We start from the raw sequence: 24,842 nt of genomic DNA, 5'->3' as shown, positions 1-24,842 counted from the left end.
CCCAAAATAAAATCGTCATGAGAAGAAGGCTTTGAGTGCTTGGAAAGCTCAGAAAATTGTGGTGCGGTGGCCGGGATTTGAACCCGGGCCAGCGGCGTGGCAGGCCGCTGTCCTAGCCAGGCTAGACTACCACCGCAGTTCCAGCCCGTAGGATACTCATTTGGGACTCGTTTATAAATCTTTCGGTCTGTTCCGAAGGTTAAATTTATAAAGAGTCTTCAAGAAGGGTTAGCGGGGTGCCCCGGTGGCCTAGTCTGGATAGGGCGCGAGGCTGCGGACCTCGAGGTCCGGGGTTCAAATCCCCGCCGGGGCGCCATAGAAACTTTGCTGGGCAAAGTTTCATCAAGGTTTGTAGCTCTTTTCCAGAATGCCAATTTCACGTGATTTTTCTCATCGAGTAGTTGTGCTTGAAAGTGAGAACTTCCAAACTCATCCTGCTAACACGTGTTTAACTCAAAATCAACGCCTTCGGGCGTCAAAGAGAAGAAAACACCTTTCTAAGAAGCCCCCTAAACATATTCTCACTACAAAAACAAGCACGCTAGCAGTGAAAAATCCCGAATAAAAGCCACCTCGAAGAAGAGCTACAAACTTTTGGTGAAGCTTTTTTCAAAAGCTTCAGCGCCGCTCTCACTAGCGTTCAAGCGTCCTCAAAGGATTGCTGAAAGTTAGTATACAATTCTAACAAGCTAGCTTTTGAGTAGGTTTATTTATCGAATTGCTAGACTTACAGGATTTTCCCACCAGTATAGCGCTCTTTGAGCAATAAAAAGAAAGCTGAAATCACAATTAACGAGATTTTGAGAGTAAACCCACGCAAAGTTGCTTTTTGAGTGTGCATAAGCCCACCAACGGACAAGTTCAAAAAAGAAGAGAACATTTTTGGTCAAGCTTTTTCAAAAGCTTGCTAGAAAATGGAAGGGGAATTCAGGCCCCCGCCCTCAGCTTCGCAAGGGCGTCCTCAGCCGCCTGGAGTATCTGGTATCCGACTGGCGAGGCGGTGAGGAGCGGGTGAGTCGCTATCTGGAGGGTGTAGAGCTCGCTGGCCGTAAGCCTCTTCTGTATTGCCAAGGCAAGAACATTGATCATCTCGCCAACGCTCTTTCCGCCGGCTAACTGAGCGCCCAGAATGGCACCCCTGTCCCTAGAGAATATCAGCTTGGCGGTTAGCATAGAGGTATCCTCGAACTTTGCTGGATGCCTGTCGGGGCCAGTAGCTCGTCCAACAATGACCTCAAAGCCCTCTTTTCTAGCGGCTTCCTCAGTCAATCCTGCCGCCGCAAGAGTTAAGCCGGCGACGTGGGTGGAGTAAGCGCCTATTGTCCTCCTGTTCTCCCTGACTATCTGGAGCTTGAAGAGGTTCGCTCCGGCTATCCTCGCTTCGAAGGTTGCCGTTGAGGCCAGCATCAGTGGGAAGGGTTTTCCGGTGAAGAAGTCCCTGTGCTCAACGCAGTCGCCGACGGCGAAGATGTCCAGACAGGAGGTTCTCATGTACTCGTCAGTCCAAATGCCGTATCTTGTAACTTTTAGACCGGCTTTTACTGCCAGCTCAACGTTTGGACGGTAGCCCGTTGAGAGAATTACTAGATCGGCAGGGATCTCCCTACCTTCGACGAGCTTGACACCTTCAACGCTCTCCCTGCCGACGAGCCCCTCCACGTGCCCATAAACAACGTTTATCCCGACTTCTCTGAGCCTGTTCTCGATCATCTCACTGAATTCGGGGTCGAAAGAGTTTCTCAACAGCCTGCTTCTGACAACGATCGTAACGTCCTTCCCGAGCTTCCTGATCTCATCCCCAACTTCGAGGGCTATGAAACCGCCGCCGATGATGACAACACTCTCGGCCTCTTCAACACTCTCACGGAGTTCTTTGAGGTAGTGGTAGTCCTTGGAGACGGTGTACACACCCTCAAGCTCAACGCCGGGGATGTCAGGAATCTGAGGTCTTGACCCCGTCGCCAGAACGAGCTTCTCCCAGCTTATTCCCCTTCCCGATTTTGTCAGGAGTGTCTTGGACTTGGGATTTATTTCCGTGACCTCATCGACCAGAACATCGATGCCTAGGGGTTTGAGAAACCTCTCCGTTGGAAGAACATCATCCTCAACGCTCCTCAGGGTACCGAAGATGTACGGAATCCCGCAGGGAATCATGGAAACGTCCTCTTTCTTGATCACGAGGACGCTTTTGTCGGGATAAAACCTCTTGGCCGAGATCGCGGCCGTTAGACCGCCGGCACTCCCACCTATAACAACCACATCGTACTTCATTCGGTTCACCTAATAGCAGTATTATGGTTAGGGTTTTTAAACACTTTCTTTAACTTGAAGTTCAAAACGTAAGCACATCTAAGAAGAAGGGAGAACGGAGAAGGACACTACTCGCCGGTCGCGCCCTTCAGTGCATCCTTACAGGGGCACCTTCTTTCCTTTGGAATGTACTTGATAGTGTTCATGAGCAGGAGCTTTATCTCGTTGGACTTCTGGGCCATAAGCTCGACCACTTCCGTGTGGGTGAGCTTGTTGGGGCTTATGCCAGCGGCGTAGTTGGTGACTATGGCAACGCTCGCGTAGCACATCTCAAGCTCCCTCGCAAGTGCTGCCTCCGGACACTGGGTCATGCCAACGACGTCGGCCCCGAGGATCTTTAGCGCCCTTATCTCAGCCCTCGTCTCAAAGCGGGGCCCTTCCATGCAGGCGTAAGTTCCCGTGGGGTGGTATGTAAAGCCCAGCTCCCTGGCGGCGTTCATCAGGGCTTTCCTCAGCTCGGGGCAGTAAGGCTCCGTAAAGTCCACGTGGGCCACGAACTTCCTGTCGTGCGGGCTTTCTTCACCGTCGTAGAAGGTGTAGTGTCTGGTCTTGGTAAAGTCCATGAGCTGGTCGAGGATAACGAAGTCCCCTGGCTTCATGTCGAGGTTGAGGGAGCCGACAGCGGAAGTTGAGAGTATCCTCTCGACGCCAAGCTCATAGAGCGCCCATATGTTTGCGCGGTAGTTTATCTTGTGCGGTGGAACGCTGTGTCCCTCACCGTGCCTCGCCAGAAAGGCTATCTCCTCACCGTTGTACTCGCCGATCTTAACCCTAACCGAGCCGTAGGGTGTCTTAACGGTTTCTTCCCTGATGTTGGTCAGAAGTGCCGGGTCGTAAACTCCAGAACCGCCTATTATCGCTATCCTTGGCATCCACATCACCCGGAAAGATAAAAGAAACGTGCCTTAAAACGTTATTCATCAGCCCACAGGCGCTTTTGTTTCTCTGCCCTCTCCTCGATGTCTTCAACTACCTGTCCGCTGGCCTGAAGTTCTGCTATTTTCGCTAAAATCTCGCTGAGCAACCATGAACCCCACCTCGGATCCTTGACCTCGAGGGCCGCATCTATGGCTCCATCTATGTCCCCCTCTTTTAGCTTCTCGATTGCTATACTCCCAAAGGCAAGGGAACGAAGGTGGGGGTCACTTATAGAGGAAGCAAGATTCCAAGCCCCCTCGTAGTCGTGGAGTTTTGAGAGATAACGAACTGCCTTGACCTTAATGCGCTCTGAAGAAGCAAAAGAGCCGATTTTTCTGACGAGTTCTAGGTACTCTGAACTTGGAGGCCTTTCAAGAAGGATGTCTAGTACATAACCTACTGCGAGTATTTTAGCGTCCTCGGGCAGCGAATCGAGGAACTCTGTAACAAGCTCACCCCTATCGATGATCGAGGACACAATTGCAGAGATTATTTCATCCCATTGCTCGCGGGGAATTCTCTTAAGGGACTCTGAAACAAACTTGATTTCACCCTGAACTGCCAGACCAACGAGGAAGGATTTAAGTACATCATTACTTACGTCCGACGAAAGGCTGGCCATAAACTGGAAAACCTTCTCATAAACCGCAGAATCCAAGTTGTCCGATTTTTTGAGATAAACGGCAACAGACTTCACTGCCTCACCAAGCCAGTAATCGCTTCTGAACTGGGAAAGCAGGCCCAGAGCCGTGCCAAGCTCTCCCCTCTTGAGATGCTCCTTGAGAATGCTGAAAAGAGCCAGAGAACGCCAAGGTTCATTTTGAATGTATTCCACAACCCTGTGGGCATTTCTGAGATTTCCCTCATTGACGTAGCTGTTCAGCACCAAGATTAGAGAGTCGTTTCGTTTAACCTCGTTTTCAAGCTCTAAAGAATACTCAAACGCCTTTTCTATAAGGTTTACCTGGACAAGCTTTTTCACCAAGCGCTGCAGGAAATCATCCTTAAGCGGCTGTGGCATTTCACTGATGGCCTCATGGGCACTTTCAAAAACGCGGCTGGCACTCTGTGGGTTTATACCGCTCAGAAGAGTTCCAACTTCGAGCAAGGCATTGACCATAAGGGGTGCGCTTTCAATTGAGGCTATCGCCCTGAGAGCCGAGGAAAACGCATCTTTATACTTAGGGTGTTTGGCTTGGCACATATAGTAGCCGATTCTAGCATAGGTAAGCGCCCTCAAGTAAGGATCGACAATGTTACGTGCGATTGATAGTAGCTCGGAATATATATCCCGCGACAGAACCCATCACCCACCATGGAGTTTTAGAATCAGGGAGTATTTATAGATTGCCAAAAGTAGTACTAAGGATAATCAAAAAGGACAGTCACAAATCAGCTGATGTCGTCGTACACAACTCCAACAACTTCCCCATCGTCGAGGGAGACAAAGCTGACCTTCGTCTTCTTTCCAGTCCGTGGGTCAACAACAACAAAATCAGGACTGGTCAAATACTGGCTTGATGGCATCTTCCAGACATCGCCGTAATGGATGCGAAGCTCCTTCAAAAACTTCTTGGGGTCACGCTTGATAACCGTTGGCATAGGTATCACCAATAATATGTACAACTTCAATGTATAAAAAGCTTTCCTAAAGACACTCGTTAAAAAATAGTTCGACAATCAACGAACAATTCGAACAACACACAATCCCTACAGACAAAACCCCAAACTGATAAGAACAGTCAAAAAGAAAAACAACCTATATCCGACTCAGTTGCGGAGCATCTCAACGTACTCAAGCTCCTCAGGAATTGGCCTTCTCTTTCTCCTCTCGTTCTCCTTGGTGAACATGTACTCGTAAACGAGCATCCACGGAAGCATTCTCTCACCCCCTATTTTTCTCTCCGTTAACTAATAGCATTTTCAGGTTTAAAAACTTTTGTAGATTGTTTTTTCGCAGAAATGAACCGAAAAGAACTCCGAACTCAATAAAAGAGACCATAGAATTGGATTTAGCTTTAATGTGCAAAAAATTACATCTCAAGCGGCCTTAAAACGGCGGATCAAATAAAATGGATACATTTTACAAGAACTCAAAGACCCAACCGTTTATAAGGCTATGATTCATCTCTAAACAAGGTGAGAAAAATGGCACTTGAGAAGCTCGGCCAAGCACTGAACAGCGCTCTCAAAAAACTCGCCCGTTCGAGCACCGTTGATGAAGCCACGATCAAAGAGATAGTGAGGGATATCCAGAGGGCACTACTCCAGGCAGACGTTAACGTTAAGCTCGTCCTTCAACTAACAAAGCAGATACAAAAGCGTGCGCTCGAAGAAGAACCTCCCGCAGGTGTCAGCAAGAAGGAGCACATAATAAAGATCGTGTACGAAGAACTAACCAAGTTTCTCGGAACCGAGGCAAAGCCCCTTGAGATAAAGCACAAGCCGACCGTTATCCTCACGGTTGGAATCCAGGGTTCCGGAAAGACGACGAGCGTCGCAAAGCTCGCCCGCTACCTTCAGAAGAGGGGGTACAAAGTCGGCGTTGTCTGTTCCGACACCTGGAGACCTGGAGCTTACTACCAGCTCAGACAGCTTCTCGACCCGTTTGGCATAGAGGTTTTTGGTGATCCCGAGGAGAAGGACGCAGTCAAGCTCGCGAGGGAAGGCGTTGAGCACTTCCGTGAGAAGGGTGTTGACGTCATAATAGTCGACTCCGCGGGAAGGCACAAGGAAGAGAAGGGCCTCATCGAGGAGATGAGGCAGATAAGCGAGGCCATTAAGCCCCATGAAGTTATACTTGTAATAGATGGTACCATAGGTCAGCAGGCGTACAACCAGGCAGTGGCCTTCAAGGAGGCAACCCCAATAGGATCAATAATCGTGACGAAGCTCGATGGAAGCGCCAAGGGTGGTGGAGCTCTCTCGGCAGTCGCGGCGACGGGTGCTCCGATAAAGTTCATCGGAACCGGCGAGAGGATAGACGACCTTGAGCCCTTTGATCCAAAGCGCTTCGTTTCAAGGTTGCTCGGTCTCGGCGACATACAGGGCCTCCTAGAGAAGATAGAGGAGCTCCAGAAGGAGCAGGAGTTTAAAGAAGAGGACATGGAGAAGTTCCTGCGCGGAAAGTTCAACCTCAAGGACATGTACGCCCAGCTTGAAGCGATGCAGAAGATGGGCCCACTGAAGCAGATACTCCAGATGATACCGGGACTTGGCTATTCCCTCCCAGAAGAAGCCGTTAGAGTGGGGGAAGAAAAGCTAAAGAGGTATAAAGTCATAATGGACTCAATGACAGAAGAAGAGCTTGAAAACCCAGAGATCATCAACTATTCGAGGATAAAGCGCATAGCCAGAGGATCCGGGGCAACCACTGCAGAAGTAAGGGAGCTTCTCAACCAGTACAATCAGATGAAGAAGATGTTCAAGAGCTTGAATAAGAGAAAGCTCGCGAAGATGGCCAAGAAGTTCAATTTCGGGGGGCTGGGAATATGATAGAGGCAATCGTTCTGATAGTTGTGAAACCCGGAAACGAAGAAAAGGTCTATCAGGAGATAATAAAAGACCCCCGTGTCAAAGAGGCCTACAGGGTATACGGGGAGTACGATATCATAGCCCGTGTCGAAGTCCCCAGCATTGAGAAGCTAGACAGGTTCCACGATGAAGTTCTCAGGAAAATAAAGGACATTGAACTAACAGAGACCCTCATAGCAAGCGCCTACAGGGGGTGAAGGAATTGAAAAAGTGGGTCGCGACCATCGACCTCGTCACCTTGAAGGTCGAGGCCGACCCAGCCTTCAAATTTAAGTGCCTCGAAAACTGCGGACTTTGCTGTGAGAGGCTTGAAATCCCGCTCAGGGATGAGGACATAGAGAGAATCGAAGAACTTGGCTACAATGCCTGGGAGTTCGTTGATTATGAAAAGCTCTTCTACAGGGGAGACAAGTTTCTCGGGTATGCGATAAAGAAAAACCCTGTTACCGATGCATGCGTCTTTCTTGATCCCGAAACAAAGAAGTGCAAAATTTACAACCACAGGCCGCTCGCATGCAGGCTTTATCCGTTCGTCTTTGTGAAACATGGAGAGAAAATGGAGATTTACGTGAAGGAAGACTCATTCTGCCCGGGCATTAATCATCCCGAAGGTAAACCCATAACCAAAGAGTTCCTCATGAAAGAATATGGAGACATCATCGAGGAATATCGACGAAGAGTGATTCACGAGACTCAGAAAACCCAAGTTAATGCGAGCGTTTAGACCGAAACATATTTATACATTTTCTTGTTAATTCATGGCCACCCGGAGGTGAGAGAGTGAGCCAGTTAAAGGCAGTCCAGGAAAAGCTGAGACTGATAAGAATCCTGAGGCTGTTAAAGAAGTCGTACACGTATGAAGAACTGTCCCGCATAACGGGATTGCCAATAACAGTCCTCAACCGGTACGTTAGGGGAAAAGTACTGCCAAGCTCAGAGAGGACTAAAGAGCTTATGGAACTGCTTGCACCTTACATTAACATCGAAGAAGAGGTGCGCAAGAGGATAAAGTTTGATGAAAGAGGATTCTTCGACAACATGCCCGTCCTAAGTGATACTGCACTGATGAGTTTGATAGCGGAGGAAGTTGCCAGCAAGTACATGGACAAAGACATTGACAAAGTCCTCACCGCTGAAACCGACGGCATTGTTCTGGGGACACACATAGCAAGGGAGCTGGGAGCAGACTTGATATACGCAAAGAAGAAGAAGGAAGTCGGCGTCGAGAAGTTCTACGAAGTAAACTACGTACCCAGTGCATCGGGAAGCGTTATGACGCTCTACCTTCCCCACTGGGCTCTGAAGAAGGGAGAGACTGTGCTCATTGTGGACGACGTCATAAGGAGCGGGGAGACGCAGAGGGCACTCGTGGAGCTGGTGCACCAAGCCGGCGCAAAGCCAGTGGGGATGTTCTTTCTGATAAGTGTTGGCGACGAAGTTGAAAAGCTCAAAGGGGAGCACCCATTCCCCGTTGAGAGCCTCATAAAGCTCTGAGGGATTTCCATGAAGGGATTCGTTTACAACGCCGCCGGGCTTAGCGTCCCAGTCGAGTTTACGCCCGGCGTTCCTTTTAGATTTGAATGCTCCGAAGAAGACTGCGGAAAGATCGTGGTTATAGAGGGTGTGATAGAAGAGGTCGACGAAGTTGAATTCACAAAGGTTCTCGAGGAAACAATAAAGGAAAATCCTTCCTTCAGCAAGCTTAGAGAGATAACCTCCAGAAGGTTTGTTTTCAGGGGGAAAGTCAATGAAAGAGAAGTGACTCTCCCCGTGGAAAGCTTCCAAGACTTTACCGAAAGATTTCTCAGGGAAGTTCTAATCCTCAAGGGATAATCTAGGTTCCTCTTTAACAACCTGCATGACCACGCTTGTGTTCGTTTTTTCAACGCCGTCCAGCGACAGCAGCCATTTTACAAACCTGTTCATATCTGCCCTGTCCTTGAACTTTGCGATTACGAATATATCGAACTCACCGGTGATGTCGTAGACCATCATAGCCCTACCGCTCTCTGCGATTTTCCGCTCAATCTCAATTATTTTCTTTCCCCGAGCCTTAACCCCTATTAAGGCCGTCAAACCAAAGCCGAGCTTTTCATAGTCAATAATCGGGGCGTATCCCTTGATAATCCCGCTCTCTTCAAGACGCTTAATGCGGTTGTATACGGTACCAACAGCCACCCCAAGCTCCTTCGCTATCTCCCTGTAGGAAAGCCTAGCGTTTTTCTGGAGCAATGACAGTATCTTCATGTCAAGCTCATCGACCACAATCACCACCGGAGAGAATACACCGTAAACTTTAAATACCCTTCTCTAAGAGGGATTAGCGGGCAGTGGACCGGTAGCCTAGCCAGGATAGGGCGGCGGCCTCCTAAGCCGCAGGTCCGGGGTTCGAAGCCCCGCCGGTCCGCCACAAAACTTCTCCAGTGATACCTCGAAAGATAATCCGCCGTTCTAGGCCCTTGATGTGTCTTCAGTCATCAGGACCATTAGTAAACGTTTAGTAGCGTCGTTTATACTCGTATACTTCGCACCCTCAGTTAGCGATTAAAAACTTCAGAGTGCCTATTCACTAGTTGCTCCCATGTGCATTTCCCAGTACTTCCCGAATCATTCCTCCACCGCGCGAGATAACCAATAACATGGAGGGGAGGTGAGAGAGATGATAGAGGACGCAGTGCTCACGTACCTCATTGCAATTGCCGGCGAGAAAAAGAGAAAGAAGAAACGAAAGGCTTAAATACTCTAACATTTTTATTTTCTTTAGGTAAGAAAAACGGAGGTGGTGGGCTATGGTGTATGTGGCTGTTCTCGCAAACATCAACGGCAACCTTCCAGCACTGGCAAAGGCCCTCGAAAAGATAGAAGCCTTAAAGGAAGAGGGATATGAGATAGAAAAATATTATGTTCTGGGCAACATCATTGGTCTGTTCCCGTATCCGAAGGAAGTCCTTGACGCTCTTGATGACCTCATCAGGAACAACACAGTCAAAGTCATTAGGGGTGAGTTAGACCAGGTAATAGCCGAGAGCGATCCCCACGCTGAAGGACCTGATTACATTGACAGAGTTGAATATCCAGACTACATAAAGAAGGCCCTCAAGTACACCTGGGAAGCCCTTGGTCACAAAGGGCGCGAGTTCATAAGGGACCTTCCAATATATCTTGTTGATAAGATTGGAAAGAACGATATATTCGGAGTATATGGAAGTCCGCTTAACCCGTTTGGAGGAGTTGTACTGCCAGACCAGCCAACCAGCTACTACGAGACCATCATGAGGCCGGTCAAGGACTACGAGATACTCTTCGTTGCATCACCCAAGTATCCAGTTAACGCCATGACCCGCTATGGTAGAGTCATCTGCCCCGGAAGCATTGGATATCCACCAGGCAAGAACCATAAAGCAACCTTTGCTCTCGTTGATGTGGACACGCTACACACCAAGTTCATAGAAGTGGATTACGAGGACGAGAAAAAGCTCATAGAGGAGAAAATCAAGAAAGAAGGCCTTCCGGAAGAGCTTATCAGGGTACTTTATCATGGAAAGGTCTGACTCCTTTAACCTTTTTTGAATCCCAAGTAGAAGCCTGCAACAAACGCACCGGTGCCTGGGAGTATCCCAAGGGCCTTCTGTCCGAGGCCGAGCACCTGCTGAGTCACGTTCTCACTCAGGTTGAAGAGCTTGTCAGTGTTTATTGTTATCACTCCCTTCTGCTGGAGCCAGAAGAGGCTCAAAAGATACGCGCCTATTAATGTCATCACTATTTTTACGAACTTCTTCAGAGCGTATCCAGTTATAAAGCCCACTATTGCACCGACACCAAGATCCCCAAACATCCCATTTATATCGAACTCCATGAGACCACCACTAATAAATCAGGAGAGAAGAAAGATAAACCTTTTGTTGGCAAAACCCTTAAATTATATGGCGCTGAAATATTTCACAAAGAACAAAAGGGTGAGAGCATGGTGACCCCCCTAGAGAGATTGCAGAACAAGATTACAAAGGAGGTTCTGTGGCTCTACATACTCCGGCTTTTGAAAGAAAGGCCCATGTACGCATACGAGCTAAAGGAGAAGATAAAAGAGGCATTCAGCTTTGAACCGGCCACTGTCAGCTCTTATGTGGTATTATATAAGCTAGAGAAAGAGGGGTACGTGACTTCAGAATGGCAGGAGACGACCGGGGGTAAACCTGCCAGAAAGTACTACAAGCTCACACCAAAAGGCGAGGAACTCCTAAAAGAGGGAATAAACTTCCTCGAAGAAACATTGAAAAAACTGAAGGAAGAGTGATCAGCGCCCTCCGCCGCGCGGTTCTCTGGCCTTCGGGCGAAGGCCCTTGTAGCCGCACTTTCTGCACTTCTTTGCGCCCCAAGGGTTAGTGGCACCGCAGCGCATGCACACGAGTTTCCTAAAGATCCTTGCCTCAGCCTCAGGGAATCTCGCCATTCTTATCACCTCGATAATCTTAAAGCCTGCGATCCCTTTGATCGGGAACTTTTAAACCTTTGGTGCGGGGGACGGGATTCGAACCCGCGCAGCCCTACGGCAGCGGATCTTAAGTCCGCCCCCTTTGGCCAGGCTCGGGCACCCCCGCGCGAGGGAAATTAAAGCTAGGGATGTTAAAAATTTTCCCCTCAGGTTCTTATGATCCTCATCTCGAAGTCCTCGACCGGTATCTTGAAGTCTTCCCTGCTCTCGATCTCCTTCCTGTTGTAGAGGACTTCTCTGGCGAGTATCCAGTATATGAGCGCGAGCGCCTTCCTGCCCTTGTTGTTGGTCGGAATTGCAAGGTCAACGTAGCTCAGGAAGTTTTCGGTGTCAACGAGGGCCACTATGGGTATTCCAATCTCAACGGCCTCCTTAAGGGCCTGGTGGTCAGCCCTCGGGTCGGTAACTATGAGGACATCAGGCTCGATGAAGTTCTTTACCTGCGGGTTGGTCATAGTTCCTGGGAGGAAACGTCCCGGAATTGCCCTAGCACCGGTGACCTCGCCGAACTTCTTAACTGGCCTCTGGCCATAGAGCCTGACACTCACGGCAAGTATGCTCTCGGGGTCGAACCTAGCAAGGAACTTGCCGGCAACCCTAAGCCTCTCGTCTGTCTTCCTGACGTCGAGGACGTAGAGTCCGTCCTGCCTTACCCTGTATATGAACTTCTTCATGTCCTTGGTCTTCTGCTGGGTGCCTATGTGGACACCGGCAGCAAGGTACTGATCGAGCGGAACGAGGTACTCCTCCATCTTTTCACACCTCCTCATCCTTCAAACGTTATCACCCTACCCCTTTCACCAAGGTCTTCGGCTATCCTTATCAGCTCGTTGAGCTTGGCGATGGAGTCCTTGCGGAGCACCACCGCCGGACACCTAAAGCCCACGGCCATGTGGGCGAGCGCCTCGTCGGAGGACTCAAAGCGAGCCTCCGCGAGGATTGGAACAATCCTCTCCGACTTTGCGTCGTTAATAAGATTGTATAAGTCGGTGAGCGTGCCCAGATTTATCGGCTTTATGGACAGGGCGTTGTAGTAGCGCCTGTCTAGTATATCCTTCTGGCGGAACAGGTACTCCCCATCTATAAAAACACCGTGAGTTCCGGCAATAAGCTCAAGGAAGAGCTCCTCATCACCCATTGGCTTTAGATAAGCCACGTTGTTGTCTTCAACGAGGGTCAGCAGTTTTTCCATGTCAATGGGAGCCTTCTGGGCGAGTCCCAGGGCAACATCGAGACCGAGCTCACTGCTGGCTTTTTCTGTCGCCTCTGAGTACCCTTCAACAGTCGCATCTTTGAGGTTGGATAGCACGCCGTTTACGGCATCAACAACATCGGTTATCTCCATCAGATCGCGCACCATTACGTAGTAGTCAAACTCACTGTCGCTCGCGAACTCAAGTATCGGAACTGGGAGTTCGGTGGTGAACGTCCCGCCAAGGTAAGTGTAGAGCGGAAGGTTCTTCTCGCTGGCTGCTGCCTTTGCCGTGGCAACCGATACGGCTAAGGCCGTGTTTGCACCGATGTGGCTGAAGTTCTCGGTGCCGTCTATCTCCCACAGATAGCTGTCTATAAGCTCCTGCTCCGTTGCGTCAAACCCGATAAGCTCTGGCCCTATTATCTCGTCAACCTCACTGACGGCCCTGTGGGCTTCCGCTATGTAGAGATCCGGATTCTCGTCTACCGGGGCGGCGAACCTGCCAAAACCCGAGCTAGTTATAACATCAACCTCAACCGAATACCTGCCGCCCCTGAGTACTGTTACCCTGCCGACTATGTTCTCTATCACCGTCATCTCTCATCAGCTCGGCCTTATTACGGTGATCGGTATCACACCTTTCTCGAACTCGAGGAGAGCCGCTTGAAGGGGAGTAATTCCCTCGGGTACATCGATTAGCACCGGGGCTCCCATCGCTATCTGTAGAGCCCTGGCTCCAATGATGCGGGCCTTTTCAAAGCGGGTGTACCTAAACACGACTACCACCCCACTTCCTGTGCACAGATCAAATTTTGGTGGGGCCGCCGGGATTTGAACCCGGGTCTCCGGCACCCCAAGCCGGGAGGATAGACCAAGCTACCCCACGGCCCCGCCCAGAAATGCGGTTTTTAGTAGACTTTATAAACCATTACCTGGTCGATCAGCTCTACGTGGCTCAGCAGGGTTCTCCTGCAGCAGTACCTCTCAACACCGAGGTCGTCGAGGACCTTACCCGGGTCTTCCCCGGCCTCAACCCTCTTCTTGAACTCGTAGTACTTATCGGCCAGCACCTTTCCGCAGGTGAAACACCTGACGGGGACTATCATTTTCCACACCTCAAATTGGTTAAAGGAAAGGCATCAGCGGTATGACTTCTGCCTCTTGGCCCTCGGACCCTTGGTCGAGCGGTTGGGCTTGTGGGGCTCGGTTCTCCTGCTGTCGCCGACGAGCATTGTCCTGTCGTACTTCATAAACTTTTCCTTCAGGTTCATGTCGTTGGTCCACTCAACGAGGGCCCTGGCTATGGCAACGCGGGCAGCCTCAGCCTGGCCCATGAAGCCTCCTCCCTCAACCTTGACGTCTATGTCAACCTTACTGACGATCTCTTCGCCGGCAAGGATGAGTGGCTCCATGATGGTGAAGCGCGCTATCTCCGGCTCGATGATCTCAACGGGCTTGTGGTTGATCCTGACGCGGCCCTTTCCTTCCCTTATGGTGGCCCTCGCAACGGCCGTCTTCCTCTTACCAGCAGTCTGGATGACCCTCATTTTTTCTCACCTCAGAACTTTCCACCGAGGAACTTCGCAACCTCTCCAACGGTAACGTACTTCGGAGTGGCAAGCCTCGACATGTGGGCCTCGCTTATGGTCTCGAACTCCTTGCCCTCGAACTCCTTAGGAACTCCGACGTAGACCTTGAGCCTCTTGAAGGCCTTTCTTCCGCGGTCGGTCTTCCAGGGGAGCATGCCCCTAACAGTCCTCCTGACGATCTCGTCGCTCCTCTTCGGGTAGAACGGGCCCCTCCTCGGGTTGGTCCTGGTTCTGAGCTCGATCCTCTGCTTGTACTTGGCGAAGATGTCCTCCCTGTTGCCGGTGATGATGGCCTTCTCGGCGTTGACTATGACTACCTCCTCGCCCTCAAGGAGCATCTTGGCGACCTTCGAGGCGAGCCTTCCGAGTATGAGTCCTTCAGCGTTAATTATCCTCATGGCCCATCACTCCATTATGATTACTCCACTACCCTTCGGGTTTCTCTCCATAAGCTCCTCAATGCTTATGGCCTCCCCACCGGCCTCGATTATCTTCCTCCTAGCTGTCTCGCTGAACTTCCAAGCTGCAACGACGACCTTGTGCTCAAGCCTTCCTGCACCGAGGACGCTTCCCGGGACGATAACAACGTCGCCGTCCTTAGTGTAGCGGTTGATCTTGCTGATGTTCACCTCAGCCCTCTGCCTCCTGGGCCTCTCAAGGCGCCAGGCGATGTCCTTCCATATCTTGACTCCTTCCTCGTTTGACTTTTTCCTGAGGGTGCGGATGAGCCTTCTCAGGTTAATATCGGTCGGTCCAGTTCTCTTAACCATGAACATACCTCCTCAAAGCTCTCGCAGGGAAACCGACAGTCGGACGGGGTGAGCGTAATTATGGTGCGGGGGCGGGGATTTGAACCCCGGAACCCCTACGGGACGGGACCCTGAATCCCGCGCCTTTGGCCAGGCTCGGCTACCCCCGCGTCAGTCGGCTAATTTATGGAGCTCGTTTATAAATCTATCGCTCTTCCTCATTAGTATTTTGAGCGCTATGCTCACGATTTCCTCAACGGGAAGTTCACCGTTCGTTTCGACGGTAAACACGAATGAACCGGGCACTATCTCCTCTCTGATTCCCTTACCTATGTGCTCCTCGAACTTCCTGGGCAAATAGAAGGCCTTTATCGTGGTTATGACTATCTCCTCATCACTCTCTTCCACGGGAAGTCCGCGCCTCTCAGCGAGCTCCTTGAGCTCCTCCCAGTCGGGAACGTCCTTGCTGACGTGTATTTTGGTCAGGTACTTGTAATAGACAAAGCCAGGCTGCCACTTAGCGTGATCCTTTCCGCGGCCAAGCCTTGCGTAAGCGTTGAACGTTAGTCTCTGACCTTCTGCGAGCTTTACTATGGGGATGTTCGGGTTGGCGGGCTTTACATCCTCGTCACTGCTCTTGAGGTCGCCCGAGTACACCATGCCAGGGCCTTCAGCCTCAAGCGAGAGGGTAACCGTGTAATCATCAAGCTCAAGGGCATCGAGCGAGAACCTCTCATGAGGAGTCATGAGCGGTATCATGGCAAGCCTGTGCGCTATTATCTCATCGAAAAGTGCAGAATCGTTCTCAAGGAACTCGACCTCATCCACGGCAAAGGTTGGGACTTCCGAAAGAATAGTCCTTCTAAGGGCGTTCGCGAACGGTACATCAACGCCGCTGACGATGAACTTTATTGAGTCGGGCCTCTTCTCAAGAATCTTAAACTCTACCATTGGCATCACCAAAAAAGAGGTTGTAAGGGGTCAGACACGCCTGCCCCTTCTCCCGCCCTTCGGCCTGGTGCCGTCGTGCGGGATTGGGGTAACGTCCTCAACCCTTCCGATCCTGAGACCGGCCCTAGAGAGGGCCCTAATGGCTGCCTGGGCACCCGGTCCCGGGCTCTTGCTCTTGCTTCCTCCAGGGGCGCGGACCTTGATGTGGACGCCGGTGATGCCCTTCTCCATGGCCTCTTCGGCGGCCCTTCTCGCGGCGATCATGGCCGCGTACGGTGAGGGCTCGTCCCTGTCGGCCTTGACGACCATACCACCGCTCCACCTGGAGATGGTCTCGGCCCCGGTGAGGTCGGTGATGTGGATGATGGTGTTGTTGTATGAGGAGTAGATGTGGGCGACACCCCACTTCTCCTTCTTCTTTATGTTAACCTGAGTGGTCTGCTCCTCGCTCATGCCTCACCACCCTGCCTAGCCTGTTCGATAACTATCCTCTCGGGGTGGCCCTCCTTGGCGAAGGGTGAGCCTTTGGCGTAGGTTATCGTGTCCTCTTCCTCGCGGAGGACAAGGTAGCCAGGAGAGCGGATGACCTGACCATTAACCTCGATGTGGCCGTGAACGATGAGCTGCCTAGCCTGCCTCATAGTCCTGGCGAGGCCCTTCCTGTAAACGATGGTCTGAAGCCTCCTCTCAAGGACGTCCTCAACGGTGAGCGAGAGAACGTCATCGAGGACTGCATCAGCCGGAAGGAGACCAAGCCTGTAGAGCCTCTGGAGGAGCTGCTGCCTCTCGATCTCGGCCTGCTTTCCACGGGCCGCGAGGAGCCTTCTCGCCCTACGCCTGAACTCCTTGAGCTGGGTCTCGTGGCGCCAGAGCTCCTTCTTGTTCTTGAGGGCGTAGTTCCTCTTCAGGACCCTCTCGCGGTCAAGCCTTTCCTTAATCCACGGGTGAGAGGGAGTCTCATACTTCTTCCTCTGCCTCTTCGGGTCTCCCATTTACACCACCTCACTTCTTCCTTCTGCTCACACCGACGGTCGTACCGTGTCTGAAGTTGGACCTAGTCCTCTGTCCCCTAACCGGGAGACCGAGCTCGTGCCTTATACCGCGGTAAGCCCTGATCCTCCTGAGCCTGTTGACATCCTCACGCCAGGCCATAACGAGCTTGGCGGTGATGAGGTGCATGTCCTTGCCAGTCTCGTAGTCCTTCGGCCTGTTCACGGCCCAGGCGGGTATTCCGTGGGCGACCGGGTCAGCGAGTATCTCTTCGATCTTCTTCACCTGCTCGTCGGTGAGGTTACCAGCCTTCATGAACGGGTCTATCCCTGCAACCCTGAGCACCATTGTGGCGAAGTTTATGCCGATGCCCTTTATGCCCGTAAGGGCCCACCTAACCTGCTTATGCCCGTCTATATCCACTCCCGCAACACGGACGATGTGCCTAAAGTTCTCGGTCATTACGAATACACCTCCACATCCCTTTGAAACGATAAGGGATTTTGGCGCCGGGACGGGGATTTGAACCCCGGTGGGCTAACGCCCACGGGCTCTCAAGGCCCGCGCCATCCCAGGCTAGGCGATCCCGGCATACACCCGATAGCCGCTCCCCTTAGCGAGCTCTCTCACTTCGGTGAAGGTCTCATCCATGAGGGACTTAATATACTTTGCCCCCTGCTTGGTCTTGATGACCAGCTGGAGGTATCCACCATCGTTCAGATGCCGTGGAGCGTTTATAACTATTTCCCTCAGGACTTCCTTCCCAGCGTGCACCGGGGGATTCGTGATTATGGAGTCGAACTTTTCTCCAGCGACGGGCTCGTAGAGATTCCCCCAGCGAACCTCTGCGTTCCTAACGCCGTTGATTTTTAAGTTTTTCTTCGCTATGCTGACTGCCCTGCGGTTCACATCCGTCATGACCACGTAATGCACAAGGCGAGAGGCAACGATGCCTATAGGACCATAACCACAGCCAAGGTCGAGAACCCTCCACCCGGGCTGAAGGATCATGCTCTCGATGAGGAGTTCCGTTCCCCTGTCGAGCTTTCCGAAGGAGAAAACCCCGCTCGCTGTGATGAACTTGAAGCAGTCCCCTCTGACGCAGACCTCGATAGTCTTCGTCTTAAGGGGAGTGCTTGGCTCTTCTGAGTAGTAGTGGCTCATGGTAGGAGATTGGGTGAGAGGTTTATAAAGATGAAGGAAGGCTGAACTCCCCGTAGCATGTCCCATGCAATAGCTGCACCGAAAGTTGCCACGACAAGAAGAAAAAGAAAGCCCAGCTTCCCCCGCTTCGGGAAGAGGTACGCCTCAACGGTACCGAAGGCGGCACTCTGAGCGGACAGCAGGAGAAGGTTTTTGATGATGTGATCGTTCCTGCCCAGCCTCAAAAGTTCATCGACCATCTCAAGGGAAGAGCCTTCTAACTTATGCCCCAGAAAGCAGACACTAACCAGCAAACCGGTACTGAACAGGGAGGCATTTATAATCCACAGGCCGACGTCCCTAGCCGATGTCACCGTCCATTCCTTTCCAGAGGCGAGAGCGTACAAAGTGAAAGGAATGTCTATTATCCACTGCCACATGAGGAGGAAGAGGGGAGTGAATGAAAAAATCTTGATGAATATGGCGACAACAGAAATTGCCGCTTCCACAACGTTTCCAGTCATGAAAAAGGCCATGCAGAGCAGATACCAAGCTATTATGTGGTAACCAATTATCTCCTGCACGTCCTTCACGAACCTGCCCCTGTCCCAGTTCTCCTCAAGGATTAGGTGGAGCCGCTTAACGTCTTCCCTCCGATAGCCGTGCTTCCCAAGATATCGGCCAATGAAAAAGACAGCAGAAACTCCGAAGAGCGGGAGAAGGGCGAACATCATCACGAGCAGTCCAGCATCTATGGCCTTTCCCTCACTGTGGGCTCCCAAAAATAGGAGGGCCATGAACACGGAAATCATACCAACAACGGTCTCAATTATCAGCTTGAGACCCATCTTCCCCTGCATGGGAAGCACCTAGAAGAAAGAAAAGAGGGGCTTAATCTTTATCCTTCCACATCTTTGGATACCAGTCCCTCGGCATAAAGACCTTGTCCACATCGACCGCTATGCCCTTGCTCCTCTGGAGCATCTCGCCTGTCGTCATCATAGCTTTGCCCAGTGCAACGAGCTCGTCCTTGAGGGTCATTATCGCGACAAGGTCTCCCTTCTTTATGCCCTTGTGAAGCTTGACTATGCCTGGAACGGCCAAATCAGCGCCGTGGGTAACAGCGGCAACTGCAGAGTCCCTTATCCACACCTTGGGCAGATGCTCAACGGCCTTCTCCATCGGCTGGATGGCTTTCCGGAAGTACTTCTCTATTCCGTCCTCCTTCCAGAAGTGGTAGTAGTCTACAAGGTCGTGGAGCGTCACGAGAGTCTCGTCCTCCTTGAAGGGGCCACTCCTCGTTCTCCTGAGCTCGGCCATATGGGCGCCGACACCGAGGGCAAGGCCAATATGGTGGATGAGCGAACGGATATAGGTTCCAGCCTCAACTCCAACCCTGAAGAGGACGTCCCTGCCGTCTATCTCAAGCACGTCTATGTAGTAGACCTTCCTCGTCCTGAGGCGTCTCTTTACTGCACTCCTCAGCGGCGGCCTCTGGATTATCTCCCCCTGGAACTCCCGCATAACGGCAAGTATCTTGTCCTCGGGAACGTCACCGTGGAGGTGCATTAAAGCTACGTACTCCTTTCCGGCTGGTAGAAGGGCCTGCACAACCCTTGTTGCTCTCTCTAGGGCAACTGGAAGGACTCCGCTGACCTTCGGATCGAGAGTTCCACCGTGTCCGGCCTTGTTAAGGTTCAGGATTCTCTTGACCCAGGCAACGACCTCGTGGCTCGTCGGCCCGGGGGGCTTGTCGAGGTTTATGATACCGAACTGGATGTGCATCTCGATTGGCCTCTTCTCCGGCGGAAAGCCCCACTTCGGGTTCGTCTCGGCCTTCTCGTCCTTAACAACCACTTCCCTCTTGATATCAGCGGGAAGGATTCTCCTCACTTCGTCCCTCGCCATGATCATCACCTACGGATCTTTAAGAGCCTCAACAAATTCATCCTTTGAAATTCCAGCAAGATTAAGCACCCGTTTTCATATTTAACTAAAACGACGTGACTGCCCCTCTGACGCGAGACTCTAAAGCCGAACTTCGACGTCAACACTTTGACTACTTCTTCACCCGAGAGCCTTGGCAATCTCGACATTGAAATCGCCCACGAACTTTATCTTCCCAAGTTCCTCTTTGAGCTCGGGGAACTCTTCCAGGTAAAGCTCCACTGCCTCCCTGAGGTTCTCAAGTGCCTCCTCTATCGTCTCGCCCTGAGTAGTTACCCCCGTGAACACTTCCTTGACGACGTAAACTCCCTCTTCCTCCCAGATAACGGCATGAAGGTTCATGCTCCCACCGTTTTCTCTACTGCAGCCCTCTTTATAAATCCACCTAATACTTGAAGCGGTACGTAAAGACGGGCCAGTTGGGCAGGTATTTAATAAGCTTCAGGTAGCCGGGCACAAAGACCTCACGCTTGTTCTTTTTAATGCCGTTGAGCACCGCATCGGCTACCTGCTCCGGTTCGATTGACCCCTTGGGAATCTTGCCCTTCCAGAACTCGCTTTTCACCTGCTTGGGATAGACCCTAATCGTGCTTATTCCCCGCTCCGCCAGCTCCTTCTCTAGGTTTATCGTGAGGTAGTGGAGTGCACCTTTGGTGGCGCAGTATGAGGGGATTTCAGGGACGTTGACAAAAGCAACACCGCTTATTACAAAAACGACCTTTGAGCCCTTCCCGAGGAATGGGAGGAGCTCCTTCGTAAGCCAGGTAGGAGCAAATGTGTTCACTCTGAATATTTTCTCAAGTTCTTCATTAGAGTGCTCTAGGAGAGGTTTTCTGAGGGCGTAACCAGCGTTGTTTATGAGCACGTCGAGCTTTGTTATCCCCATACTCGTTAAAGCCTCCCTGATTTTGGCTGGAGCTCCTGAGTCGGAAAGGTCGGCAGCTATGTAATCAAAGTTTTTCAGGGCCTTAGATAACTCCCTGAGCTTATCCTCTCTCCTCGCAACGCCAATTACATGGTAACCCTGCTCAGCGAGCCTCTCTGATAACGCCATACCAATGCCACCAGTGGCTCCAGTAACCAGGACAGTCTTCATGGACTCTCACCGAAGTTTTTGCTATAAAACAAGGCTATAAAATATTGGATACAAAGGCAAATCATCGGGGTTGAAGACAGAACAGAGACCAGAACGGAGAATGAGAATTGTGAGGGGAAAGCCCCCTCACTCGAGGCTGATTCCAGCCTGCTCAAGGGCGGCCTTAATCTCCTCGTCGGAAGCGCCGCGCTGGATGTTGACCTTCTCCGGAAGGGGCTCGAGGTGCTTGACGTTCATCCTCCTGCGCTTGACCTTGTTGAGGCCAGCACCGGTAACGAGGACGAAGTTCCTGTCGATTATGTCGGCAACGACGACCTTCTGTCCAGCCCTCCTTCCGGCAATAACAACAGCAATCCTCCCAACCTCAATAGCTGGCATTCATCCCACCTCCTTTTCTTTTTCTTTCTCCCCCGCGTCACCGACGGGGGAAAGGTGGTCGATGGCGGCCTTCACAATCGCGAAGACCCCATCGGGGCCCCAGTGGGCCGTGTTGATTATCAGGTCATAAATGGACTTGTCTTCGATGTCGATTCCGTAGAGGTTTAAATACCTTTTCCTGTTCTGCTTCTCCCTCTCGGCTATCTTAACGAAGGCCTCCTCTACGGAGATGCCCTCTCTCCGCGCAACCCTCTTGGCACGCTCCATTATCGGAGCGTCCAGCCAGATTTTCAGGTCGGCGTTCTCGACCATCCACCCGGCTAGACGGCCTTCAATAACGACGTTGCACTCCTTGGCTGCCTCGACCTGCCTCCTGTCGATTTCCCTGTCTATCTCAGGGTGGAGCTCCACGTACTTCTGGAACTCCTCGAGGGTCATACCCATTTCCTTGGCCATCTGCCGGAATATAAGGCCGGCATAGATGTGCTTGAACCCATAGTGCTTGGCGAGGTTCCTGCAGAGGGTCGTTGTGCCGGACCCTGCTAGGCCGCTGACGGTTATGACGAGGCAGCCCTTGGGCATGGGAACACCTTCAGGCTGTAATAGTTGCCCTAACCTGGGCCTTCATGACCTTCCTCATGCAGCTCGGGCAGAGGTTCGGGTATGGCCTCTCAGGCCTCTTCTTGGTCTTCGGAAGCTTCCTGAGCTCGCTCGGCCTGCCGCGCGGGATGCCGTTGAGCGGCCTGCCACACATGGCGCAGTGAGCTATCTTAGGCTTCTTCCTCTCAAAGTGGATGACGGTCCTTCCACCGGGAGTCCTGACGTACTTCCTCCTCCATGACCTTGACCTGTACATGGGCTTCATGCTCTCACCTCGCAACCTCATTTTGCAGAGCGTTTTTAAATTTATCCCATATTAAGGAACTTCCTCAGTATCATACCGACCGCGTAGCTGGTCAGGAAGTACCAGCCGACATATCCGAGCTGGTCGGGCGGCAGTGCCGAGTGCTGCCACTTATGGAACCAGTCAAAGAGGAAGAAGTTGAAGGGAGCTTTAACGATCCCCACCTCGACGTACCAGCGTCTGAGCCATCCGAAGAAGATCCAGAATATGGGAAGCGTCAGGAGCATTGGAACCATCTGCTGCTGCATGAGCTCACTCTGCATTTTCATAAGCTCCATCTGCTTCTTCTGAACCTTTTTAATCCTCTTTTCGTCCCCGCTCTTCTGGGCTTCACGCATCTCCTTTTGAAGCTCCTTGGCAAGCTTCTGCATGTGTCTCTGCTTCTCAATATCTGTGAAGAAGTAGTAAATCAACGTGTAAGTCCCACCGATTATTGCTCCAGCTACCGTAATGACCCACATGGGATGGTAGCCCGTTATGAACGGTCCAAACAGGCTGTCAAGGAAAGCGTATATCCCCTCAAGCATACTCACTCACCGCCAGGTCGAGTACTTTAACAAGCTCGTTTACGGCCTCTTCCAGGCCCTTATCCTCGTGGTTCTCAATGATTTTGATGAGCGCGTTTGAGTGCATCGCATAGGCTACGGCAGCGGCCCTGTTCAGGTCCTGATGCCTTGCTATCTGCTCCTCGGTCTCAACGTCTCTATCCCTCTTAAGGTCACGAAGACGCCTCCCGAGAATCTCGCTTGGGGCGGCCTCAATAATGACTATGAAGTTGGGATTGAGGATTTCTATAACCTCCCTCGGAAATCCAAGAAGGTATCCAGCCGGGGTCCGAATAGTTGCATGGGTGTCAAGCAGAACTGGCTCCGTCCGAGCGATCTCAACAATCCTCTGGGCGACTTTAAGCTGAAGCTCCTTCTGAGTTAGTGGATCAAGCTTTCTCATCTCGTCTCTGTGCTTTACAAGCCCCATATTGACTGCCTCTTCGAACATTAGGTCACCAAAATTGACGAGTCTAAACTTTGCCCTAGTCTTCTTGAGAGCAAGCTTCGTTATGGTGCTTTTACCCACACCCGGAATGCCCGTGATCACAACGACAAACGGCATGGCTCTCACCCAGAGGTCTCTCAAAGGATAATCAAAACCGGGCTTAAAAGGTTTTGCAAAAAGGAAAAGGTCACTTGGCGAAGAACTTCCTCAGGGCCGGGAACATTTCTGTTGCCTGCTCCCTAGCTATCTCCTCGTAGAACCTGTAGAGGATACCAACCGTCAGGAGGATTCCAGTTCCCGTACCGAGGGCACCGAGGAAGTCCGCCAGCACCGCCACGAGGGCTATGGTGAAGGAACCCCAGAAGGTGACGTACGGGATGTACCTCTGGAGAACCCTCTCGAGGATTCTTGGATCCCTCCTGAAACCAGGTATCTGGAGACCGGCGTTCTGGAGCTGTCTTGCAATGCTCCTGGCGTCAAGGCCGGTAAGCTCAACCCATAGGAATCCAAAGATCAGCGACCAGAATATAGTCATAAGCGCGTACACCAGCGCTCTCACTGGGTCGTTAATAACGTGGAAGATGTCCCTGGGTGGATAGAGGTATATGACAAAACCGCTCACTGGATAGCCGTTGCTGTCAAACTGACCAAGGATTGGGTGGCCGTAGTTGGCGAGGAGCCTGGCCCAGAGCTGTATGTTCGCGTAGAGGGCCATGGTGAGGATTATCGGAATGTTGCTTACGTACATGAACCTTATCGGATACCTGCCGCGGACGGTGACCCTTCCGTAGCTGAGGGGTATCTCGACGCGCATGCTTTCCAGATAGACGACCACGAGGAAGACCACTATCGTTCCAATCAGCTTTACGATGTCTGGAAGGGTTCCACCACGATATATTGCGCCGCTTATGTCCCCTTTGAGGATGTGCTGAATGAAAGCAGGAATCGCACCAACCAGGGCAGGTTCTCCGGTGAGCGGGTCTATGTACTGGTTGCTCTGAACGGGAGCCAGGGATTTGTAGATAACCGTCTGGGAGACACCCGCGGCAATGAAGAGGCTGATACCGCTTCCGATGCCCCACTTGCTCACCAGCTCGTCCAGGAGTATGAGCAGTGTCGAGGCTAGACCGAGCTGGAGCACGATGAGGAGTGCAAGGCCTATTCCAATGTAGATCGGCCCGTTAGGGATTGAAACGGTCTGGAACGCACCTATTCCGGTGTTCACCTTACCGAAGGCACCGGCGAATACATAGATGAACGCCTCGAAAAAGCTCATGAACACGGCGAATACCCTTTGGGTGGCCTGGTAAAAGCGTCTATCCTCAGGATTTGAGAGGTCGAGCCTGACTATCTCAGAACCAACGAGAAGCTGCATGATTATACTGGCGGTAACGATTGGACCGATACCGAGGGTCAGGAGCGAGCCGCTCCTACCGGCGAGCACGAAACGGAGTGTTGCGAAATAATCCTGAACCTGCTGGGGTATTCCATAGAGGGGTATCTCAGCCAGAATGAAGTACAGCAGAAGAACGATCCCAGTCCACATGAACTTTTCCTTTAGGGGAACGTGCCTCTTAGGCCTTTCAACTTCTGGAAACCAGCGCTCGATGGCGTAGACTACTTCCCGGACTCCCATTTTCAACACCCGTGGGA

General features: G+C 51.7%; 37 protein-coding genes and 7 tRNA genes. 9 read left to right on the top strand and 35 right to left on the bottom strand.

Annotation, left to right across the window (positions count from 1 at the left end):
• Nucleotides 1–59: 59 nt before the first annotated feature.
• Nucleotides 60–136: transfer RNA gene (locus A0127_RS07810), tRNA-Gly, on the bottom strand.
• Nucleotides 137–238: 102 nt separating this feature from the next.
• Between A0127_RS07810 and A0127_RS07805 the strand changes: the two genes are divergently transcribed.
• Nucleotides 239–316, top strand: a tRNA-Arg gene (locus tag A0127_RS07805).
• A gap of 611 nt (nt 317–927) precedes the next feature.
• On the opposite strand, the gene A0127_RS07800 is transcribed toward A0127_RS07805, so the two are convergent.
• The 4 genes from A0127_RS07800 to A0127_RS07785 all read right to left on the bottom strand — a co-directional run bounded on the left by A0127_RS07800 (nt 928) and on the right by A0127_RS07785 (nt 4,830).
• Complete coding sequence (locus A0127_RS07800; protein WP_062390068.1) at nt 928–2,271, bottom strand: FAD-dependent oxidoreductase; 1,344 nt, start codon at nt 2,269–2,271, stop codon at nt 928–930.
• 107 nt (nt 2,272–2,378) lie between these two features.
• Nucleotides 2,379–3,182, bottom strand: a complete 804-nt coding sequence (gene mtnP / locus A0127_RS07795) for an S-methyl-5'-thioadenosine phosphorylase (RefSeq protein ID WP_062390064.1) — start codon at nt 3,180–3,182, stop codon at nt 2,379–2,381.
• Nucleotides 3,183–3,223: 41 nt separating this feature from the next.
• A complete protein-coding gene (locus A0127_RS07790; protein WP_231855749.1) occupies nt 3,224–4,336 on the bottom strand; it encodes a hypothetical protein in 1,113 nt (370 codons plus the stop codon).
• A 284-nt stretch (nt 4,337–4,620) separates the two neighbouring features.
• A complete protein-coding gene (locus tag A0127_RS07785; protein ID WP_062390057.1) occupies nt 4,621–4,830 on the bottom strand; it encodes a hypothetical protein in 210 nt (69 codons plus the stop codon).
• Between the two features lie 546 nt (nt 4,831–5,376).
• Here A0127_RS07785 and A0127_RS07780 point away from each other — a divergent pair.
• Genes A0127_RS07780 through A0127_RS07760 form a run of 5 tightly spaced genes read left to right on the top strand, consistent with a single transcriptional unit; the run spans nt 5,377 to nt 8,595 of the window.
• Entirely contained in the window at nt 5,377–6,723 is a 1,347-nt protein-coding gene (locus tag A0127_RS07780) for a signal recognition particle protein Srp54 (protein WP_062390054.1), read from the top strand.
• Nucleotides 6,720–6,959: an Lrp/AsnC family transcriptional regulator gene (locus tag A0127_RS07775; RefSeq protein ID WP_062390051.1), complete on the top strand. Its 240-nt coding sequence runs from the start codon at nt 6,720–6,722 to the stop codon at nt 6,957–6,959. The genes A0127_RS07780 and A0127_RS07775 overlap by 4 nt, the downstream gene beginning before the upstream one ends.
• A 5-nt stretch (nt 6,960–6,964) precedes the next feature.
• Complete coding sequence (locus A0127_RS07770; RefSeq protein ID WP_054841263.1) at nt 6,965–7,486, top strand: YkgJ family cysteine cluster protein; 522 nt, start codon at nt 6,965–6,967, stop codon at nt 7,484–7,486.
• A gap of 56 nt (nt 7,487–7,542) precedes the next feature.
• Nucleotides 7,543–8,256, top strand: a complete 714-nt coding sequence (locus A0127_RS07765) for a phosphoribosyltransferase family protein (protein ID WP_062390048.1) — start codon at nt 7,543–7,545, stop codon at nt 8,254–8,256.
• Between the two features lie 9 nt (nt 8,257–8,265).
• Entirely contained in the window at nt 8,266–8,595 is a 330-nt protein-coding gene (locus tag A0127_RS07760) for a hypothetical protein (protein WP_062390045.1), read from the top strand.
• Here A0127_RS07760 and A0127_RS07755 read toward each other — a convergent pair.
• Nucleotides 8,578–9,027, bottom strand: a complete 450-nt coding sequence (locus A0127_RS07755) for an Lrp/AsnC family transcriptional regulator (protein ID WP_197463606.1) — start codon at nt 9,025–9,027, stop codon at nt 8,578–8,580. The two genes, A0127_RS07760 and A0127_RS07755, sit on opposite strands and share 18 nt — an antisense overlap.
• Nucleotides 9,028–9,094: 67 nt before the next feature.
• Here A0127_RS07755 and A0127_RS07750 point away from each other — a divergent pair.
• Together A0127_RS07750 and A0127_RS07745 are read left to right on the top strand one after the other, a co-directional pair.
• Nucleotides 9,095–9,172, top strand: a tRNA-Arg gene (locus A0127_RS07750).
• Nucleotides 9,173–9,551: 379 nt separating this feature from the next.
• On the top strand, nt 9,552–10,313 hold the full coding sequence (locus tag A0127_RS07745; protein ID WP_062390041.1) for a metallophosphoesterase family protein: 762 nt from the start codon (nt 9,552–9,554) through the stop codon (nt 10,311–10,313).
• Nucleotides 10,314–10,318: 5 nt separating this feature from the next.
• On the opposite strand, the gene A0127_RS07740 is transcribed toward A0127_RS07745, so the two are convergent.
• On the bottom strand, nt 10,319–10,618 hold the full coding sequence (locus A0127_RS07740; protein WP_062390038.1) for an FUN14 domain-containing protein: 300 nt from the start codon (nt 10,616–10,618) through the stop codon (nt 10,319–10,321).
• A 108-nt stretch (nt 10,619–10,726) separates the two neighbouring features.
• Between A0127_RS07740 and A0127_RS07735 the strand changes: the two genes are divergently transcribed.
• Nucleotides 10,727–11,056 (top strand): PadR family transcriptional regulator, encoded by a 330-nt coding sequence (locus A0127_RS07735; protein WP_062390035.1) that lies wholly within the window; start codon nt 10,727–10,729, stop codon nt 11,054–11,056.
• Here the strand turns inward: A0127_RS07735 and A0127_RS07730 are convergent, their stop codons facing one another.
• From A0127_RS07730 to secY, 28 genes are all read right to left on the bottom strand, one after another.
• The gene (locus A0127_RS07730) at nt 11,057–11,212 is read right to left on the bottom strand and encodes a 50S ribosomal protein L40e (RefSeq protein WP_011250446.1); all 156 of its coding nucleotides are present in this window, start codon (nt 11,210–11,212) and stop codon (nt 11,057–11,059) included.
• 60 nt (nt 11,213–11,272) lie between these two features.
• Nucleotides 11,273–11,360: transfer RNA gene (locus tag A0127_RS07725), tRNA-Leu, on the bottom strand.
• Nucleotides 11,361–11,400: 40 nt separating this feature from the next.
• Nucleotides 11,401–12,006, bottom strand: coding sequence for a 30S ribosomal protein S2 (gene rpsB / locus A0127_RS07720; RefSeq protein WP_062390891.1), 606 nt, complete (start codon nt 12,004–12,006; stop codon nt 11,401–11,403).
• A gap of 14 nt (nt 12,007–12,020) precedes the next feature.
• Complete coding sequence (locus A0127_RS07715) at nt 12,021–13,046, bottom strand: hypothetical protein (RefSeq protein WP_062390032.1); 1,026 nt, start codon at nt 13,044–13,046, stop codon at nt 12,021–12,023.
• A gap of 6 nt (nt 13,047–13,052) precedes the next feature.
• A complete protein-coding gene (locus A0127_RS07710; RefSeq protein WP_011250449.1) occupies nt 13,053–13,226 on the bottom strand; it encodes a DNA-directed RNA polymerase subunit K in 174 nt (57 codons plus the stop codon).
• 36 nt (nt 13,227–13,262) lie between these two features.
• Nucleotides 13,263–13,340 (bottom strand) — tRNA-Pro (locus A0127_RS07705).
• A 17-nt stretch (nt 13,341–13,357) separates the two neighbouring features.
• Entirely contained in the window at nt 13,358–13,555 is a 198-nt protein-coding gene (locus A0127_RS07700) for a DNA-directed RNA polymerase subunit N (RefSeq protein WP_011250450.1), read from the bottom strand.
• A 33-nt stretch (nt 13,556–13,588) separates the two neighbouring features.
• Nucleotides 13,589–13,996, bottom strand: coding sequence for a 30S ribosomal protein S9 (locus A0127_RS07695; RefSeq protein ID WP_062390029.1), 408 nt, complete (start codon nt 13,994–13,996; stop codon nt 13,589–13,591).
• Between the two features lie 11 nt (nt 13,997–14,007).
• Entirely contained in the window at nt 14,008–14,436 is a 429-nt protein-coding gene (gene rplM, locus A0127_RS07690) for a 50S ribosomal protein L13 (protein ID WP_062390026.1), read from the bottom strand.
• Nucleotides 14,437–14,442: 6 nt separating this feature from the next.
• Entirely contained in the window at nt 14,443–14,808 is a 366-nt protein-coding gene (locus tag A0127_RS07685) for a 50S ribosomal protein L18e (RefSeq protein ID WP_062390023.1), read from the bottom strand.
• 61 nt (nt 14,809–14,869) lie between these two features.
• Nucleotides 14,870–14,957 (bottom strand) — tRNA-Leu (locus A0127_RS07680).
• Between the two features lies 1 nt (nt 14,958).
• Nucleotides 14,959–15,738: a DNA-directed RNA polymerase subunit D gene (locus A0127_RS07675; RefSeq protein ID WP_394347101.1), complete on the bottom strand. Its 780-nt coding sequence runs from the start codon at nt 15,736–15,738 to the stop codon at nt 14,959–14,961.
• Between the two features lie 30 nt (nt 15,739–15,768).
• Nucleotides 15,769–16,191, bottom strand: coding sequence for a 30S ribosomal protein S11 (locus A0127_RS07670; RefSeq protein WP_011250455.1), 423 nt, complete (start codon nt 16,189–16,191; stop codon nt 15,769–15,771).
• Nucleotides 16,188–16,730 carry a 30S ribosomal protein S4 gene (locus tag A0127_RS07665; RefSeq protein WP_062390017.1) on the bottom strand — a complete coding sequence of 181 codons (543 nt, stop codon included), beginning with the start codon at nt 16,728–16,730 and terminating at the stop codon, nt 16,188–16,190. Before A0127_RS07665 ends, A0127_RS07670 begins: the two co-directional genes overlap by 4 nt.
• 10 nt (nt 16,731–16,740) lie before the next feature.
• Complete coding sequence (locus tag A0127_RS07660; RefSeq protein WP_062390013.1) at nt 16,741–17,190, bottom strand: 30S ribosomal protein S13; 450 nt, start codon at nt 17,188–17,190, stop codon at nt 16,741–16,743.
• Nucleotides 17,191–17,232: 42 nt separating this feature from the next.
• A tRNA-Ser gene (locus tag A0127_RS07655) sits at nt 17,233–17,319 on the bottom strand.
• On the bottom strand, nt 17,305–17,892 hold the full coding sequence (locus A0127_RS07650) for a class I SAM-dependent methyltransferase (protein WP_062390010.1): 588 nt from the start codon (nt 17,890–17,892) through the stop codon (nt 17,305–17,307). Before A0127_RS07650 ends, A0127_RS07655 begins: the two co-directional genes overlap by 15 nt.
• Nucleotides 17,889–18,731: a hypothetical protein gene (locus tag A0127_RS07645; RefSeq protein ID WP_062390007.1), complete on the bottom strand. Its 843-nt coding sequence runs from the start codon at nt 18,729–18,731 to the stop codon at nt 17,889–17,891. Before A0127_RS07645 ends, A0127_RS07650 begins: the two co-directional genes overlap by 4 nt.
• 31 nt (nt 18,732–18,762) lie before the next feature.
• Nucleotides 18,763–19,779: an RNA-guided pseudouridylation complex pseudouridine synthase subunit Cbf5 gene (locus tag A0127_RS07640; RefSeq protein WP_062390004.1), complete on the bottom strand. Its 1,017-nt coding sequence runs from the start codon at nt 19,777–19,779 to the stop codon at nt 18,763–18,765.
• A 5-nt stretch (nt 19,780–19,784) separates the two neighbouring features.
• Nucleotides 19,785–19,967: a type II toxin-antitoxin system HicA family toxin gene (locus tag A0127_RS10510; protein WP_231855748.1), complete on the bottom strand. Its 183-nt coding sequence runs from the start codon at nt 19,965–19,967 to the stop codon at nt 19,785–19,787.
• A complete protein-coding gene (locus A0127_RS07635; protein ID WP_011250462.1) occupies nt 19,939–20,160 on the bottom strand; it encodes a type II toxin-antitoxin system HicB family antitoxin in 222 nt (73 codons plus the stop codon). Before A0127_RS07635 ends, A0127_RS10510 begins: the two co-directional genes overlap by 29 nt.
• A gap of 43 nt (nt 20,161–20,203) precedes the next feature.
• Nucleotides 20,204–20,914 (bottom strand): SDR family NAD(P)-dependent oxidoreductase, encoded by a 711-nt coding sequence (locus tag A0127_RS07630; RefSeq protein ID WP_062390000.1) that lies wholly within the window; start codon nt 20,912–20,914, stop codon nt 20,204–20,206.
• Between the two features lie 126 nt (nt 20,915–21,040).
• Nucleotides 21,041–21,292 carry a 50S ribosomal protein L14e gene (locus A0127_RS07625; RefSeq protein WP_054841372.1) on the bottom strand — a complete coding sequence of 84 codons (252 nt, stop codon included), beginning with the start codon at nt 21,290–21,292 and terminating at the stop codon, nt 21,041–21,043.
• Nucleotides 21,293–21,874, bottom strand: a complete 582-nt coding sequence (cmk, locus tag A0127_RS07620) for a (d)CMP kinase (protein ID WP_062389997.1) — start codon at nt 21,872–21,874, stop codon at nt 21,293–21,295.
• A 10-nt stretch (nt 21,875–21,884) separates the two neighbouring features.
• Complete coding sequence (locus A0127_RS07615; RefSeq protein WP_054841371.1) at nt 21,885–22,157, bottom strand: 50S ribosomal protein L34e; 273 nt, start codon at nt 22,155–22,157, stop codon at nt 21,885–21,887.
• 41 nt (nt 22,158–22,198) lie between these two features.
• Complete coding sequence (locus A0127_RS07610) at nt 22,199–22,723, bottom strand: DUF106 domain-containing protein (RefSeq protein ID WP_062389994.1); 525 nt, start codon at nt 22,721–22,723, stop codon at nt 22,199–22,201.
• Nucleotides 22,716–23,306, bottom strand: coding sequence for an adenylate kinase (locus tag A0127_RS07605; RefSeq protein WP_062389991.1), 591 nt, complete (start codon nt 23,304–23,306; stop codon nt 22,716–22,718). Before A0127_RS07605 ends, A0127_RS07610 begins: the two co-directional genes overlap by 8 nt.
• Before the next feature lie 70 nt (nt 23,307–23,376).
• Entirely contained in the window at nt 23,377–24,825 is a 1,449-nt protein-coding gene (secY, locus tag A0127_RS07600) for a preprotein translocase subunit SecY (protein WP_062389988.1), read from the bottom strand.
• Between the last annotated feature and the right edge of the window lie 17 nt (nt 24,826–24,842).

The sequence above is a fragment of the Thermococcus peptonophilus genome, assembly GCF_001592435.1.
Classification (GTDB): Archaea; Methanobacteriota_B; Thermococci; order Thermococcales; family Thermococcaceae; genus Thermococcus; species Thermococcus peptonophilus.
Note: the sequence above shows the minus strand (reverse complement) of the source record. Positions and strands in the feature narration are given on the sequence as shown.

What these genes read in the sequence shown, in the direction of transcription:
- A0127_RS07735 (WP_062390035.1), top strand. Translation starts at nt 10,727, where the DNA reads ATGGTGACCCCCCTAGAGAGATTGCAGAACAAGATTACAAAGGAGGTT.
- A0127_RS10510 (WP_231855748.1), bottom strand. Translation starts at nt 19,967, where the DNA reads ATGTCGAGATTGCCAAGGCTCTCGGGTGAAGAAGTAGTCAAAGTGTTG.
- cmk (WP_062389997.1), bottom strand. Translation starts at nt 21,874, where the DNA reads ATGCCCAAGGGCTGCCTCGTCATAACCGTCAGCGGCCTAGCAGGGTCC.
- A0127_RS07785 (WP_062390057.1), bottom strand. Translation starts at nt 4,830, where the DNA reads ATGCCAACGGTTATCAAGCGTGACCCCAAGAAGTTTTTGAAGGAGCTT.
- A0127_RS07640 (WP_062390004.1), bottom strand. Translation starts at nt 19,779, where the DNA reads ATGGCGAGGGACGAAGTGAGGAGAATCCTTCCCGCTGATATCAAGAGG.
- A0127_RS07665 (WP_062390017.1), bottom strand. Translation starts at nt 16,730, where the DNA reads ATGGGAGACCCGAAGAGGCAGAGGAAGAAGTATGAGACTCCCTCTCAC.
- A0127_RS07635 (WP_011250462.1), bottom strand. Translation starts at nt 20,160, where the DNA reads ATGAACCTTCATGCCGTTATCTGGGAGGAAGAGGGAGTTTACGTCGTC.
- A0127_RS07695 (WP_062390029.1), bottom strand. Translation starts at nt 13,996, where the DNA reads ATGAGGGTCATCCAGACTGCTGGTAAGAGGAAGACGGCCGTTGCGAGG.
- rplM (WP_062390026.1), bottom strand. Translation starts at nt 14,436, where the DNA reads ATGAGGATAATTAACGCTGAAGGACTCATACTCGGAAGGCTCGCCTCG.
- A0127_RS07685 (WP_062390023.1), bottom strand. Translation starts at nt 14,808, where the DNA reads ATGGTTAAGAGAACTGGACCGACCGATATTAACCTGAGAAGGCTCATC.
- A0127_RS07700 (WP_011250450.1), bottom strand. Translation starts at nt 13,555, where the DNA reads ATGATAGTCCCCGTCAGGTGTTTCACCTGCGGAAAGGTGCTGGCCGAT.
- rpsB (WP_062390891.1), bottom strand. Translation starts at nt 12,006, where the DNA reads ATGGAGGAGTACCTCGTTCCGCTCGATCAGTACCTTGCTGCCGGTGTC.
- A0127_RS07615 (WP_054841371.1), bottom strand. Translation starts at nt 22,157, where the DNA reads ATGAAGCCCATGTACAGGTCAAGGTCATGGAGGAGGAAGTACGTCAGG.
- A0127_RS07645 (WP_062390007.1), bottom strand. Translation starts at nt 18,731, where the DNA reads ATGCAGGGGAAGATGGGTCTCAAGCTGATAATTGAGACCGTTGTTGGT.
- A0127_RS07780 (WP_062390054.1), top strand. Translation starts at nt 5,377, where the DNA reads ATGGCACTTGAGAAGCTCGGCCAAGCACTGAACAGCGCTCTCAAAAAA.
- A0127_RS07745 (WP_062390041.1), top strand. Translation starts at nt 9,552, where the DNA reads ATGGTGTATGTGGCTGTTCTCGCAAACATCAACGGCAACCTTCCAGCA.
- A0127_RS07760 (WP_062390045.1), top strand. Translation starts at nt 8,266, where the DNA reads ATGAAGGGATTCGTTTACAACGCCGCCGGGCTTAGCGTCCCAGTCGAG.
- A0127_RS07670 (WP_011250455.1), bottom strand. Translation starts at nt 16,191, where the DNA reads ATGAGCGAGGAGCAGACCACTCAGGTTAACATAAAGAAGAAGGAGAAG.
- A0127_RS07715 (WP_062390032.1), bottom strand. Translation starts at nt 13,046, where the DNA reads ATGACGGTGATAGAGAACATAGTCGGCAGGGTAACAGTACTCAGGGGC.
- A0127_RS07610 (WP_062389994.1), bottom strand. Translation starts at nt 22,723, where the DNA reads ATGCTTGAGGGGATATACGCTTTCCTTGACAGCCTGTTTGGACCGTTC.
- A0127_RS07650 (WP_062390010.1), bottom strand. Translation starts at nt 17,892, where the DNA reads ATGAGCCACTACTACTCAGAAGAGCCAAGCACTCCCCTTAAGACGAAG.
- A0127_RS07630 (WP_062390000.1), bottom strand. Translation starts at nt 20,914, where the DNA reads ATGAAGACTGTCCTGGTTACTGGAGCCACTGGTGGCATTGGTATGGCG.
- secY (WP_062389988.1), bottom strand. Translation starts at nt 24,825, where the DNA reads ATGGGAGTCCGGGAAGTAGTCTACGCCATCGAGCGCTGGTTTCCAGAA.
- A0127_RS07800 (WP_062390068.1), bottom strand. Translation starts at nt 2,271, where the DNA reads ATGAAGTACGATGTGGTTGTTATAGGTGGGAGTGCCGGCGGTCTAACG.
- A0127_RS07675 (WP_394347101.1), bottom strand. Translation starts at nt 15,738, where the DNA reads ATGGTAGAGTTTAAGATTCTTGAGAAGAGGCCCGACTCAATAAAGTTC.
- A0127_RS07625 (WP_054841372.1), bottom strand. Translation starts at nt 21,292, where the DNA reads ATGCCAGCTATTGAGGTTGGGAGGATTGCTGTTGTTATTGCCGGAAGG.
- A0127_RS07605 (WP_062389991.1), bottom strand. Translation starts at nt 23,306, where the DNA reads ATGCCGTTTGTCGTTGTGATCACGGGCATTCCGGGTGTGGGTAAAAGC.
- A0127_RS07660 (WP_062390013.1), bottom strand. Translation starts at nt 17,190, where the DNA reads ATGACCGAGAACTTTAGGCACATCGTCCGTGTTGCGGGAGTGGATATA.
- A0127_RS07730 (WP_011250446.1), bottom strand. Translation starts at nt 11,212, where the DNA reads ATGGCGAGATTCCCTGAGGCTGAGGCAAGGATCTTTAGGAAACTCGTG.
- A0127_RS07775 (WP_062390051.1), top strand. Translation starts at nt 6,720, where the DNA reads ATGATAGAGGCAATCGTTCTGATAGTTGTGAAACCCGGAAACGAAGAA.
- mtnP (WP_062390064.1), bottom strand. Translation starts at nt 3,182, where the DNA reads ATGCCAAGGATAGCGATAATAGGCGGTTCTGGAGTTTACGACCCGGCA.
- A0127_RS07740 (WP_062390038.1), bottom strand. Translation starts at nt 10,618, where the DNA reads ATGGAGTTCGATATAAATGGGATGTTTGGGGATCTTGGTGTCGGTGCA.